11 protein-coding genes are annotated in these 13,473 nt (G+C 74.9%); 7 read left to right on the forward strand and 4 right to left on the reverse strand.

Translation table 11 applies throughout. The features are described from left to right. The first annotated feature begins 55 nt into the window (after positions 1 to 55). Complete coding sequence (locus ACIRS1_RS35820; RefSeq protein WP_402846647.1) at positions 56 to 1,000, forward strand: bifunctional riboflavin kinase/FAD synthetase; 945 nt, start codon at positions 56 to 58, stop codon at positions 998 to 1,000. Between the two features lie 123 nt (positions 1,001 to 1,123). Here the strand turns inward: ACIRS1_RS35820 and ACIRS1_RS35825 are convergent, their stop codons facing one another. The 3 genes from ACIRS1_RS35825 to eccE all read right to left on the reverse strand — a co-directional run bounded on the left by ACIRS1_RS35825 (position 1,124) and on the right by eccE (position 5,705). After that, on the reverse strand, positions 1,124 to 3,409 hold the full coding sequence (locus ACIRS1_RS35825) for a MinD/ParA family protein (protein ID WP_402846648.1): 2,286 nt from the start codon (positions 3,407 to 3,409) through the stop codon (positions 1,124 to 1,126). A gap of 128 nt (positions 3,410 to 3,537) precedes the next feature. Then, entirely contained in the window at positions 3,538 to 4,305 is a 768-nt protein-coding gene (locus ACIRS1_RS35830; protein WP_360214425.1) for a hypothetical protein, read from the reverse strand. Then, positions 4,305 to 5,705 carry a type VII secretion protein EccE gene (eccE, locus tag ACIRS1_RS35835; RefSeq protein ID WP_402846650.1) on the reverse strand — a complete coding sequence of 467 codons (1,401 nt, stop codon included), beginning with the start codon at positions 5,703 to 5,705 and terminating at the stop codon, positions 4,305 to 4,307. The genes ACIRS1_RS35830 and eccE overlap by 1 nt, the downstream gene beginning before the upstream one ends. A gap of 177 nt (positions 5,706 to 5,882) precedes the next feature. Here eccE and ACIRS1_RS35840 point away from each other — a divergent pair, with 177 nt between their 5' ends. The 6 genes from ACIRS1_RS35840 to ACIRS1_RS35865 all read left to right on the forward strand — a co-directional run bounded on the left by ACIRS1_RS35840 (position 5,883) and on the right by ACIRS1_RS35865 (position 11,873). Continuing rightward, positions 5,883 to 7,589 carry a type VII secretion protein EccB gene (locus tag ACIRS1_RS35840; protein ID WP_402846651.1) on the forward strand — a complete coding sequence of 569 codons (1,707 nt, stop codon included), beginning with the start codon at positions 5,883 to 5,885 and terminating at the stop codon, positions 7,587 to 7,589. 180 nt (positions 7,590 to 7,769) lie between these two features. After that, positions 7,770 to 8,075 (forward strand): WXG100 family type VII secretion target, encoded by a 306-nt coding sequence (locus tag ACIRS1_RS35845; protein ID WP_360214419.1) that lies wholly within the window; start codon positions 7,770 to 7,772, stop codon positions 8,073 to 8,075. A gap of 101 nt (positions 8,076 to 8,176) precedes the next feature. Continuing rightward, positions 8,177 to 8,467, forward strand: a complete 291-nt coding sequence (locus ACIRS1_RS35850) for a WXG100 family type VII secretion target (protein ID WP_360214417.1) — start codon at positions 8,177 to 8,179, stop codon at positions 8,465 to 8,467. Positions 8,468 to 8,566: 99 nt separating this feature from the next. Next, complete coding sequence (gene mycP, locus ACIRS1_RS35855; protein WP_402846654.1) at positions 8,567 to 9,799, forward strand: type VII secretion-associated serine protease mycosin; 1,233 nt, start codon at positions 8,567 to 8,569, stop codon at positions 9,797 to 9,799. Positions 9,800 to 9,941: 142 nt separating this feature from the next. Next, complete coding sequence (locus tag ACIRS1_RS35860) at positions 9,942 to 10,484, forward strand: SigE family RNA polymerase sigma factor (RefSeq protein WP_402846656.1); 543 nt, start codon at positions 9,942 to 9,944, stop codon at positions 10,482 to 10,484. Positions 10,485 to 10,580: 96 nt separating this feature from the next. Beyond that, entirely contained in the window at positions 10,581 to 11,873 is a 1,293-nt protein-coding gene (locus ACIRS1_RS35865) for a hypothetical protein (protein ID WP_402846658.1), read from the forward strand. Between the two features lie 69 nt (positions 11,874 to 11,942). On the opposite strand, the gene ACIRS1_RS35870 is transcribed toward ACIRS1_RS35865, so the two are convergent. Further along, a complete protein-coding gene (locus ACIRS1_RS35870; protein ID WP_360214409.1) occupies positions 11,943 to 13,346 on the reverse strand; it encodes an APC family permease in 1,404 nt (467 codons plus the stop codon). Positions 13,347 to 13,473: the final 127 nt, after the last annotated feature.

A 13,473-nucleotide genomic window follows, 5' to 3' on the forward strand; every position in this document is an offset into this window, starting at 1 on the left:
TTGAGCGTTTGAGCGTACAGAGGGTACGCGCCGTACGGAACAAGGAGCGGTCAGGGTGCAGCGCTGGCGTGGCCTGGAGGAGATCCCCGGTGACTGGGGACGCAGCGTCGTCACCATCGGTTCGTTCGACGGGGTGCACCGCGGGCATCAGCTGATCATCGGCCGGGCCGTCGAGCGCGCCCGCGAACTCGGCCTCCCCGCGGTCGTGGTGACCTTCGACCCGCACCCCCGCGAGGTCATCCGCCCGGGCAGCCACCCGGCGCTGCTCGCCCCGCAGGCGCGCCGCGCCGAGCTGATCGCGGGCCTCGGCGTGGACGCGGTGCTGGTGTTGCCGTTCACCCCGGAGCTCTCCCAGGAGTCGCCGGAGACCTTCGTGCAGCAGGTCCTGGTGGACGCGCTGCACGCACGGACCGTCATCGAGGGCCCCAACTTCCGCTTCGGGCACCGGGCCGCCGGGGACGTCGCGCTGCTCGCCGAACTGGGCCGGGCGGCCGGCTTCGACGTCGAGGTGGTCGACCTCCAGGTGAGCGGCAGCGCCGGGGACGGCCGGCCGTTCTCCTCCACGCTGACCCGCAGCCTGGTCGAGTCCGGCGACATGGCGGGCGCCGGAGAGGTCCTCGGCCGCCCGCACCGGGTTGAGGGCACGGTGGTGCGCGGCGCCCAGCGCGGCCGCGAGCTCGGGTTCCCGACCGCCAACGTGGAGACGGTGGCGCACAGCGCCATCCCGGCCGACGGCGTGTACGCGGGCTGGCTGACCGCCGACGGCGAGCGGATGCCCGCGGCCATCTCGGTGGGCACCAACCCGACCTTCGACGGCACCAGCCGCACCGTCGAGGCCTACGCCATCGACCGGGTCGGCCTGGACCTCTACGGGCTGCACGTGGCGGTGGACTTCCTGGCGTACCTGCGCGGGATGGAGAAGTTCGACTCCATCGAGGCGCTGCTCGACCGGATGGCCGACGACGTCAAGCAGGCCCGCGAGCTGACCGACGGCCGCTGACCGGCCGCTGACCGGCTGCTGAGCGCCGGCTGCTGAGCGCCGGCCGTCGAGTGCCGGCCGCCGAGCGCCGCACCGCCCGCGCGGAAGGGCCCGCCGACCACGAGGTCGGCGGGCCCTTCGGCGTCACTGCTGGGGCTGCGGCGGCGGGTAGCCGTACCCGGGCGGCGGCGGGTAGCCCTCCGGCTGGGCCGGTGGCTGGCCCTGGGCGGGCGGGTAGCCGTAGCCCGGGCCCGGCTGCGGGGCGGGGGGCTGCTGGCCGGGCTGCGGCCAGGCCGTCGGGGCGGGCTGCGGCGGCGGGTAGCCGTACCCGGCCGGCGGCGGGGTCTGGCCGGGCTGCGGCGCCCAGGGCGCCCCGGGGGCCGGCTGGGCGGCCTGGCCGGGCAGTCCCTGCTGTCCCGCGTACGGCTGCGGGGCCGGCTGGCCGCCCTGCGGCGGGTACGGGGCCGCCTGCGCCTGCTGCTGCCACCCGGCCTGCTGGGCGGCGGCCTGCTGGGCCCGGGCGATGTCCTCGCCGACCAGGGTGGCCAGCTCGAAGTAGGCCTCGCGGACCTTGGGCCGCATCATGTCGAGGTTGACCTCGGCGCCGGCCGCCAGGCTCTCGTCGAAGGGCACCACGACCACCCCGCGGCAGCGGGTCTGGAAGTGCGCGACGATGTCCTCGACCTTGATCATCTTGCTGGTCTCGCGCACTCCGGAGACCACCGTGATGCTGCGCTGCACGAGGTCCGCGTAGCCGTGCGCGGAGAGCCAGTCCAGGGTGGTCGAGGCACTGGAGGCACCGTCCACGCTGGGGGTGGAGACGATGATCAGCTGGTCGGCCAGGTCGAGCACCCCGCGCATCGCGCTGTACAGCAGACCCGTGCCGGAGTCGGTCAGGATGATCGGGTACTGGCGGCCCAGCACGTCGATGACCTGGCGGTAGTCCGAGTCGTTGAAGGTGGTCGAGACCGCCGGGTCGACGTCGTTCGCCAGGATCTCCAGGCCCGAGTTGAGGTCCTGCGAGGTGAACTGACGGATGTCCATGTAGCTGCGCAGGTGCGGGATGGCCGTCACCAGGTCGCGGATGGTCGCGCCGGTCTGCCGCTTCACCCGGCGGCCCAGGGTGCCGGCGTCCGGGTTGGCGTCGATCGCGATCACCTTGTCCTGGCGCTCGCTGGCCAGGGTCGCGCCGAGCGCGGTGGTGGTCGTGGTCTTGCCGACGCCGCCCTTGAGGCTGATCACGGCGATCCGGTAGCAGCTCAGCACCGGGGTGCGGATGATCTCCAGCTTCCGGGACTTCTCGGCGGCCGCCGCCTTGCCGCCGAACTGGAACCGCGGCTGCTGGCGCTGCTGCTTGGGCTGGCTGCGCAGCAGCCGGTCCGAGGACAGCTCGACCGCGGCGGTGTAGCCCAGCGGAGCGCCGTGCGCGACCTGCTGCGGCGCGGCGGCCTGCTGGAACGCGGCGGGCTGCGCCTGCGGCTGGCCGCCCTGCGGCGGCCACGGCTGCCCCGGGCCGGGCTGCTGCGGCTGGGCCGGCTGCTGGTAGGCGGCGGGCTGCGGCCAGCCTCCCTGGCGCGGGTCCACCGGCGCCGGCTGCGGGGCCGCGGGCTGCGGCTGGGCCGGGTCCGGCTGGAACGGGGCCTGCGGGGCGGCGCCCCACGCGGCGGCCTGCGGGTCCTGCGGCTGGTGGGCGGGGACCGGCTGCTGGTACGCCTGCGGCGCCACCGGCTGGGCGGGCGCCACCGGTTGGGCGGCCGGGGCCAGCTGGGCGGCCGGGACCGGGTACGGCTGCTGCGCGGCCGGGACGGGGCCGGGCTGCTGCAGCGGTGCGGGCTGCGGGTGCGGCTGTGCCGGGGCCTCGGCCGCCGGCCAGCCCGGGGCGACGGCCTGCGGGTACTCGGCGGCGGCGGGCTGCGGCTGCGGGGCGACCGGGGCGGGGACCGGCTGCGGGGTGACCGGCTGCGGGGCGACCGGGGCGGGGGCGGCCGGGTCCGGCGCCGGGGTGGCCACCGGGAACGGGACGTGCTGCGCCTCGGCCTGGACGGGTGGGACGGCCACGGGCGCCTGGGGCTGCGCCTGCGCGGGCACCGGAGCCGGCGCGGCCGGGTAGGGGCCGGCGGCGGGGCCCACCGGAGCCGGGCCGGTGGGGGCCGGGGCGGTCGGTGCCTGAGCGGCGGGTGCCTGAGCGGCGGGTGCCTGGCCTGCGGGGGCCGGGGCGGTCGGTGCCGACGGGGGGACGGGGGCCACCGGAGCGGCCGGAGCCACCGGGGCGGTCGGCCCGGCGGGGTTCGGGGCCGGGGTCGCCGGGGCCGCCGCGGCGTCCGTCTGCACGTACCAGGACGGGGGAGTGTAGTCAGGCGCGTCCGACCAGTCGTCGTCGTCCTCCGCCGCGTTGTCGCCGACGTAGACGCCGTCCCGATCGCTGCTCACTAGGGCTCCCTCGTGTTCGCCGCCGCTTGTTCAGCGGTGCCGTTGCCGCATCACAGACTAGGCCGTGCGGCAACCCCCCTTGAAGGCGGCGTCCGATCCCGACCGGGGCCCCGGCCGGGATCGGCGGCTCAGTCCATCCGGCGCGGCCCGCCGAGAACCTGCTGCTCGGCCGGCCCGGCGACGGCCCGCACGTACTGACGGCGCATCCGGGTGGTCCACAGGGTGAGGTCGTCGCCGAGGGCGGGCAGGGCGGCGACGTCCTCCGGGGGGAGCGAGAGCACCCGGCCGGTCAGTTCCGCCTCCTGCGGGGAGATCCGCTGCAGGCCCACCAGGTCGGCCGCGTTGAGCACCCGGGCCGCGTTGGGGCCCAGGTAGGGCAGCAGGGTCAGGGTGGTCTGCCAGGGGGCGGCGGAGAGCCGGCTGCGCGGCGGGCGGGCACCGAGGTCGCGGACGACGAGGACCGGCGAGGTCACCGAGGCGCCCTGCGGGCCGAGCCGGCCGACCTGGTGGACCGTCACGCACGGCTGTCCCCCGCCGGCGGCCTGCGCCAGCGGGCCCCAGAGCTGCCCGCGGGCGGTCTCCACCGCGACCCGGGCGCCGGTCGCGGCCGCGCGCAGCGCGATGACCTGGGCCGTCCACACGCCGCCGACCAGCACCAGGTCGTAGGCGCTGGGCCGGAACAGGCCGAGCACCGCGGGCTGACCCTGCGGGTCGGCGCCGATCACCACGCCGTCGTCGCCGACCGGGAAGGCCAGCGCCCCGAGGTCCGCGGGGTCGAGCACGTGCTTCTCCCGCCGGGGGCCGCGCAGCCCGAAGCCGGGCAGTATCCGCGCCCGCACCCGGGGCCGTTCGGCGCCGTGCTGCGGGCCGGGGGCCGGATAGGTCTGGTACGCCATCAGGACGCTCCTCCCAGCGGCAGGGTGGCGAGCACCCCGGGGGCCTGTTCCAGGTCGAGCCGGACGAGGCCGAGCCCGGCGCCCTGGGCCCGGGTCTCCACCTGGCGGCCGACCTGGACCACCTCGCTCTCGCTGCGCCCGGTGACCCGCAGGTGGCCGCTGACGGTGACCGAGCCGCCGGTGCCGTGCCCGGCGGTCAGGCTGAAGGTGCTGGCCAGCGCCGGGGTGCCGGTGATCAGGTTGACCAGGTCGGGGGCGGCGATCCGGCCGGGGGCGCCGCCGGGGCGGCTGAGCTGCGGCCAGCGGGAGATCCAGTAGGTGCTGTGCCAGCGGTCGTCGATCCGCCAGAACCGGTTGCCCTCCTGGGTGCGGCGGGTGGTGCCGCCGCCGCTGCCGGTGCCCTGGCGACCGGCCACCGCGATCGGATTGGCGCAGGTGGAGATGGCCAGGGCGGCGATCAGTTCGCGCTCGTCCAGCACGGTGGCGTTGAACCCGGCGCTGTTGAGCCGCCCGGCCAGCTGGTCGGTGACCCGCTGCAACGCCTTGCGGGCGCCTTCCTCGCCGCCGCCGCGGGCCCGGACGGCGGCCGCGGCCCGTTCGGGGTCGAGCTTGAGGGCGACCCAGGTCAGCCGGAGGCCCGGAGTGGCGGTGCCGTCCGGGAGTTCGCGGTAGGCGCGGGCGGCGAGGGACTGCTCGGGCAGGTGCGGGGCCGGGGCCGGCTGGGTGTGCTGGACGAGCTGCACCGACTCCAGGGTGATGTCGTCCACCGTCAGCGCGGAGCAGACCACGTCCAGCGGCAGCGGCAGTGCCGTCCGCACCGGGCGCAGCGGCTGGTCCTTGGCCTGGACGAGCAGGACGGAGCTGAGGAACGTCCCGTCGCCGACCATGCCGGTCTCGCGGCGCACCGGGCGGCCGCCGAGGTCGGCCTCGGTGGCGTGGGTGCAGGTGCGCAGCGCCGGTTCGAGCTCCAGGGCCGGCGCGAGCGCCGGGTCGGTGCCGGCCGGGGGGAGCGTGCTGCGGGCCTGCCGGCGGCGGGACTTGAGGGCGGCGCGCACCCGCAGCAGCTCGGCGACGGTGCGCCCGCGCAGCGGGACCGCGGCGCACACGACCAGGACCAGGGCGACCGCGCCGAACCCGGCGGCGACCGGCCGGCTGATCGTCCAGCCGACCGCGACCAGCGCGGCCGCGACCTCGACCAGGACGAGCTGTTGGAGCTTCAGCCGGCCGCCGAGCAGGCCGGGCCGGGGGTTGACCCGGACCGCGACGGGCCCGCCGCCACCGGGCCGCGGCGGTTCGGGAGCGGCCCCGGCGGCCGCGGTGCCGCGCTGCGCCCGGCCGGAGCGGCGCGACCTCCCGCCCGTTGCCGGGTCGCGGCGTCCTGGAGCGGTCTGGCTTGGCATCCCCCGGTGACCTCTCTGATCGGTTGTCGCGGCCCGGCTGGCTGGTTCGCGGACCCTACCCGTACGGTACTCACCGGCTGCTGCCGCATCGTAGAGGGTTCGCGCGGGTCGCCGCCCGGCGGGTGCGGGCGGCGGGGCAGGCCGGTCTGACCATGTCCGACGAGGGGGACGACGAGGATGGCATCGCGCCGGGACGAGCTGAACGCGTACACGTTCGCGCGCAAGCGCACGGTGGGGGCCTTCCTGCAGCCCGCCGGCGGCGGCAGCGACGAGGACGCGCCGCGGCCGGTCAAGGCGGTGCTGCCGAGCGTCCTGGTCGGGGCGCTGGTGGTCGCCGGGTTCGGCCTGTGGGGGGTGTTCAAACCGAGCGCGCCGCTGCACTGGGACGACGGCAAGAGCGTCATCCAGGGCAAGAAGTCGACCACCCGGTACGTGGTGCTGACGGATCCGGACGGCCGGACCAAGCGGCTGCACCAGGTGCTGAACATGTCCTCGGCGCGGCTGGTGCTGCCGGCCGACGCCAAGGTGGTCGTGGTGGACGACGGGGTGCTCGACGCCTACCCCAACCACGGGCCGACGATCGGCATCCCGTACGCGCCGGACAAGCTGCCGAGCAAGGACAACGCGGGCCGACCGATGAAGTGGTCGGTCTGCGACCGCCCGGGTTCGGACGACAAGCAGGAGACCGTCAACCAGGCCGTGTTCGTGGCGGCGGGCCAGGACGCGGCGGCCCTCTCGGCCAGGGACCGGATGCTCGGCCCGGACCAACTGCTGCTGGTGCAGCAGGCGGACGAGCAGCAGGTCTCGGTGCAGCCGGCGCCGGGCCAGCCGGGCGCCCGGCCGGGAGACGCGAAGGTGTTCCTGGTCGACGCGCAGGGGCGCAAGCACGAGATCGGGTCCCCGCAGGCGGACGACAAGGAGCGCAAGGCGCTGATCACCGCGGTCTTCGGGCCCAACGCGGTGCCGCAGCGGGTCAAGCGCGAGTGGCTGGACACCCTGGTGCCGGGCAGCCCGGTGGTCTTCCCGCAGATCGACGGGGTGGCGGACAGCCAGGGGCCGAACTCCTCGGTGGCGCTGGGCAACCAGGCCGACCGCCGGATCGGCCGGCTGGTGCACTACCAGGACCGGAACTACGTGGTCGGCAAGGACCGGCTGTACCTGGTGACGGCCTTCCAGGCGGAGCTGATCCGGCAGAACCCGGCCTACCAGGTCCTCTACAAGTACGACGCGGACAGGAAGCCGCGCAGCGACGAGATGACCCCGGCCGACCACGCCGCGTTCGGCGGCGACACCCGGCTGCCGAACGCCGGGGACGACTGGCCGCTGAAGGCCGCCGCGCCGGCCAACAACTGGCAGGACCGCCAGGACCCGCGCCCGGTGGTCTGCAGCACCTTCGACGGCGTCGGCGAGGACGGCCGCACGCCCAGGCGCAGCGTCTGGGCCGGCCCGGCGTACCCGGCGCCGTACAACAACGGTGCCGGCGCGGCCTACGTGACCCCCGGTCACGGCCTCTTCTACCGGGCGATGGACAACACCGCGGGCGGCTCCGGCACCGACTTCCTGATCACCGAGACCGGTCTGCGGTACTCCGTTCCGGCGAACGGCGACGGTGGCCGGGGTGCCGCCGCCGCGCCGTCCGCGGGTGCCACCGCGCCGCCCGGGGGGCAGTCGGGCGGGGGCGGTGCGACGAAGCCGCCGACCCCGCAGCCGGGTGCCACCACGCCGGACCAGCAGCCCCAGCAGCAGGACGAACCCGGCGCCAACCAGGCCCGGTTGGGCTACCAGGGGCTGCAACCGCTGCCGGTGCCGCGCGAGTGGTCCAACCTGGTGCCGGCCGGTCCGCCGCTGACCGCGAAGGGCGCCGTGCAGCCGCAGAACGCCTGACGGGCGGGGCCGGACAACGGATTCGGCCACCGTGTCATGGTCTGGTAACTACTCTGTGCTCGGTGTTGGGCGGGTTGCGCCCGCCGACTACAGTGCACGTGGGCATCACCAGGGTGATGCGGCGGCTCGGGCCGGGAGGCCCTCCGTACACACGGCTTGTCTCATGGGGGATGGTGGAACATGGCTCAGGGTCAGTTCACGATGACGGCACAGGAGATGCTGGCGTTCGCCAAGCGGATCGAGGAAGCGGTCGGCAAGATCGAGGCCGAGCGGCAGAAGCTGATCAGCACGGTCGACGGCGTCACCGGTGGCTGGCAGGGCCAGGCGGCCACCGCCTACAAGACCCTGCAGGAGCAGGTGAACACCGACATCGCGAAGCTGAAGGAGTCGCTGACGGCGATCCAGCACGCGATCGAGCTGACCACCAAGCACTACGCGAGCACCGAAGAGGAGCAGAAGGCGCTGTTCGCCTCCGCGCAGGGCTGATCACCGCACCGCGCTGACCACCCGCCTGTTCCGACCTTCCGCTCGGCGGGGCGCCCGCGGCCGATCGTGCGGCGCCCCGCATTCCTCGTCAAGGAGTCACCGTGTCCGACAACATCCTCGTCAACTTCGAGACCGTCCACCACGCGGCGGAGGAGGTGCGCGCCTCGGCCGGCCGCATCGACCACCTGCTGAACGACCTCAAGAGCGACGTCCAGAAGGTCTCCGGCAGCTGGCAGGGCGCGGCCCAGCAGGGCTACCAGACGTACCAGACCCAGTGGGACACCCGTGCCGCGGACCTGCAGAAGGTCTGCGCGCAGATCGCCACCTCGCTGGACAACGCGGCGACCAGCTACAAGACCACCGAGGACAACAACGCCAAGCTCTGGCAGTGACGACGCGTCCCCGGACGGGGACGTGAGGGGGCGGGTACCCGGGTTCCGGGTGCCCGCCCCCGGTGCGCGGCAGGGGTGGACGACATGAGGGGTGGCAGGGTGTCCGGACGCGGGTACCGGAAGGCGGCCGCGGTGCTGGCCGCGCTCGCGGTGCTGGGCGGCCCGCTCGCGGCCCCGGCGGCGGCGGACGGCGGCCCCGGGCTGGCCGCCGCGGGCGACTGCCCCAAGAACGCGCCCGACGTGCCGACCGTGCCGTGGTCGCTGCAGCGGCTGCTCCTGGACGAGCTGTGGCAGGGCGGGCGGACCACCGGCAGGGACGTGCTGGTCGCGGTCATCGACACCGGCGTGGACGACCAGAACCCGCAGCTGGCCGGCAAGGTCCTGGAGGGCCCCAGCCTGCTGGTCAACCGGGAGACCAAGGAGAAGGTCCCGGGCGGCTCCAAGGACGATCCGGTCGGCCACGGCACCAAGGTGGCCGGCATCATCGCGGCCGGGCGCAGCGACCGGACGGGCTTCGTCGGGCTCGCCCCCGACGCCCGGATCCTCTCGATCCGGCAGAACGACAGCGACGGCAACGGGGACGTCTCCACCCTCGTCCAGGCCGTCAACGAGGCGGTCCGGGCCAAGGCCAGGGTCATCAACATCTCCCAGGACGTCCGCGGCGCGGGCACCGCGGCGTTCGGCGGCTACAACGAGCTGAAGGCCGCGGTCCAGGCCGCCGAGGACGGCGGCGCCGTGGTGGTCGCCTCCACCGGCAACGACGGCAAGGAGGGCGACACCTATCCGGGCGCCTTCCCGACCGTGCTCGCCGTCGGCGCCTCCGACCGCAACAACGAGCGCGCCCCGTTCTCCCAGTACGGCTCCTTCGTGAAGGTCGCCGCGCCCGGGGTCGACATGCTCTCCACCGTCCCGCGCGGAGGCCAGTGCGTGGACAACGGCACCAGCTTCGCCGCGCCGTACGTGTCCGGGCTCGCCGCGCTGCTGGTCGGCGCCCACCCGGACTGGAAGCCGGCCCAGGTGCGGGCCTGGATCGAGCAGACCGCGCAGCGCACCGAACGCGGCCCGAACCGGTTCATCGGCTGGGGCGTGGTGGACCCGGTCCGGGCCGTCACCAAGGCGCCCGACGCCGCACCGGCGACCCCGGCCCCGGACGCCCCCGTCCAGCTGGCGGCGGCCCCGATCGTGCCGCAGCCGGTCGGCCTCGGCGAGACCCAGGCCGACCGCGACGGCCGCACCGCGACGTACGTGGTCGCCGCCGGGGCGCTGCTGGTCGCCCTGCTGATCGGCGGCGGCGTGGTGCTGCGGGACCACCGCCGCCGGTCCGCCGACTGACCGCTGCGCACGGCGGCCGACCGGTCCGTGTGCGCAGCACCCCTCCGGTGGTCGGAGGAGTCCCGTGGGCCGCCTGTAACACCGCGGGGCCCTCGGCGCATCCAAGAGGTGTCGGGGAGCGCGGGCAACGGGGGCGGTACGCATGGGGTGGACCAGGTCGGGCCGGGAGGCCAAGGACGCCGAGTTCCTGGAACTCGTCTCGGTCCGCACCGGCCACCTGTACCGCTCGGCCTGCCTGCTCACCAGCGGCGACACCCACTACGCGGAGGACCTCGTCCAGGAGGCCCTCAGCCGGATGTACGTGCTGTGGCGGCGCAGCGCCTGGACGGGCGGCCGGGACCGGATCGACAACCCGGCGGCCTACACCCACACCGTGATGGTGCGCACCTTCCTGGCCCAGCAGCGCCGCCGTTCCAGCTCCGAACGCCCCACCGGGGAGCTCCCCGAACCGGAGGGGCGGGAGACGGACAGCACCCTGCGGCTGACCCTGCTGGACGCCCTCGGCCGGCTGCCGGCCAAGGACCGGGCCGTCCTGGTGCTGCGCTACTGGGAGGACCGCAGCGTCGAGGAGACCGCCGAGGCGATGCGCGTCTCCTCCGGGGCGGTCCGCACCCGCACCACCCGGGCCCTGGCCCGGCTGCGCGCCCTGCTCGGCGACTCGCTGGCCGAGCTCGCCGCGCGCTGACACCTCCCGCACGCACCTCCCGCAGACCACGTCCCGCAGACCACTTCCCGCACACCACGTCCCGCAGACCGCGACGCAAGGAGACGGTGACCACGCATGTCCCGACCCGAAGAGTTCGAGGACGATCTTCTCTACGCCATGACCCGCACCGGTGAGGGCTTCCGCACCGAGCCGGCCGACCTGGTCGCGGGGGGCTACCGGCGCGGCCGGAGCCGCTGGCGCCGGCGCTCCACCGCCGCGGTGCTGGGCGGCGCGGCCGCGCTGGCCCTGGTGGGCACCGGCACGCTGTACCTCACCGGCTCCGCCGGCCCGGCGCCGGTGCGCGCGGCCGCCGCCCCGAGCCCGGCGGCCGGCAGCGGCACCGGTGCCCCCTCGGCGGCCCCCTCCGCGCCCGCCACCTCCGCCGCCTCCCCGGCGGTCAAGCCGGTCGGCGGCGACGAGGTGCTGGCCGCCTTCCAGGCCCTGCTGCCCAAGGGGCAGGTCACCGACGGGCGGGGCACCGGCACCGAGCCCCCCGACGGCAAGCCGTGGGGAGGCGGCGTCGCCGCCGGCGCCTCGCTGGTCTTCGACGACGGCAGGGGCAGGTCCGCGATGGGCATCTCGCTGGGCCGCCTGGGGGAGGGCGACCCGGGCCGGGCGGAGAACACCTGCCCGGACGGGAAGCTCGTCCCGTACGACGCCTGCACCACCACCACGCTGCCCGGCGGCGGCACGCTGACGGTGCTGCAGGGCTACGAGTACCCGGACAAGCGGGCCACCACCAAGTGGTGGAACGCCAAGCTGATCGGCGCGGACGGCCGCCAGATCGAACTGTCCGAGTGGAACTCCCCGGCGGAGAAGGACTCGCCGGACAGCCGCCCGCAGCCCCCGCTGTCGGCCGAGCAGCTCAAGGCGGTCGTCACCGACGCGTCCTGGGACCGGGTGATCGCCGCGATCCCGGTGCCCGCGCCGGTCAAGCCGCGGGACACCAGCCACGAGTACGGCCAGGAGGAGATCCTCGCGATCGCCGCGAAGCTGCTGCCCGCCGGGTTGACCGAGGCGAAGACCGGGGGCCAGCCGGGCTACGCGAACTTCGTGGTCGACGACGGCAGGGGAGAGTCCCTGGTGGAGATCAACGTGCAGGACTGGAGCGGCGGCAAGAGCCCGGCCGGGGAGATCTTCGACGGCGTCGCGCCCCAGCCGGACGGCACCAAGGTGGTCGTCCGCAAGCAGGCCGGCAACCCGGCGGGCTGGATCGTCGACACCCTGCACGCGGACGGCCTGCGGGTGGTGGTCGCCGCGTACAACAGCGGCAGCCAGCGGACCAAGGCGACCCGCAGCACCGCGGCGCTGAGCGACGACCAGCTGAAGGCGATCGCCACCGCGGCGGTCTGGAAGCTCAAGAAGTAGTGCCGGACACGGCAGTGCCCCGGGCGGGGGAGCCCGGGGCACTGCCGTGGGGGGTGGGGGAGGTGGGGGTCAGGACTGCTGGTCCTCGGGGAGGCTGATCACCCAGCGGGTGTCCTGCCGGGGGCGCAGGTAGAACAGCCAGTAGAGGGTGGCGACGGCCGTGATGCCGCCGGTCCACAGCAGGGGCTCGGCGTCGAGCTGGGTCATCACGTAGACCAGGACGGCGATCAGCACCACCGGGACGGCCGGCCACAGCGGCATCCGCCAGGCGGGGGCGTGCTTGTGGTGGGCGCGGCGGGAGAGCAGCGCGGCGATCGCGACCAGCAGGTACATCCCGGTGACGGCGACGCCGGTGATGTTGCTCAGCAGCTCGCCCTTGACGAAGCAGAGCGCGGCGCCGGGGAGGCCGACGGCCAGGGTGGCGATCCACGGGGAGCCGAACCGGCCCAGGGTGGCGAAGGCCTTGTTGACCGGCTCGGGCCAGGCCTTGTCGCGGGCGGAGGCGAACAGCACCCGGGAGTTCTGGATGACCATGACGATGCCGGCGTTGATGATGGCCAGCGCGACGCAGAGGCTGATGAAGGTGCCGACCGCGGAGTTGCTCCAGGCGGTGACCATGCCGGAGATGTCGCCGGAGGTGAGGGTCTGCAGGTCGGGGGCGCCGACGGTGATGGCGACGACCGGGACGAGGATGACCGCGGCGGAGATGCCGAGCGTCCAGAGCACGGTGCGCGAGACGTTGCGGCGGGGGTTCTCCAGCTCCTCGGAGAGGTAGACGGCGGTGGAGAAGCCCTGGGTGATGAACAGGGCGATGCCGAGCGCGCCGACGACGGCGCCGATGCTCACCGTGGTGGCGGTGCCGTCGTCCCCGCTGACGACGCCGTGCAGCAGGCTGGGGGCGCCGCTGTTGGCGTGGGCGAAGCCGAGGACCGAGACGACACCGGCGGCGATGACCTCCAGGACCAGGAAGATGCCGGTGATCCAGGCGTTGGCGCGCAGGTCGAGCAGGCCGGCCAGGGTGGCGGCGAGCATCACGGCGGCGCCGGTGATGGCCTTGTCGACGTGCAGCACGGGGGCGAGGTAGTCGGCGGTGCCGAGGGCGATGACCGAGGGGACGATCATCACCACGATCAGCGACAGCACGAAGACCAGCCAGCCCATCAGCCGGCCGGCCAGGGTGCCGACCATCGCGTACTCGCCGCCGGCGCTGGGGATCAGGGTGCCGAGCTCGGAGTAACAGAACGCGACGGCCACGCAGAGCACGGTGCCGATGGCGATGGCCAGGGCGGTGGCGCTGCCGATGCTGGAGAAGAGCTCCGGCACGATCACGAAGAGCGTGGAGGCCGGGGTGACGCACGACAGCGTGAGCAGCGTGCCGCCCACGACGCCGATCGAGCGCTTGAGCTGCTGGGGAGCGGCGCCCTCAGCCGCCGTGGCGGCTACGGTCTGTGGCGGGCGAAGCGTGTCGGTCATCTGGCTTCCGATCGGCTCTGTGCGGTCCTGGGGGTGGGAGCGGTATCGCCTCCGCTGGCTGGCTGCTCGGGTCCTTCGTCGGTCGCTCCCGGGGCGCAATGGAACCTTGGGCGTATTGATCGCGTCA

It is taken from the genome of Kitasatospora sp. NPDC101176 (assembly GCF_044768035.1).
GTDB lineage: Bacteria > Actinomycetota > Actinomycetes > Streptomycetales > Streptomycetaceae > Kitasatospora.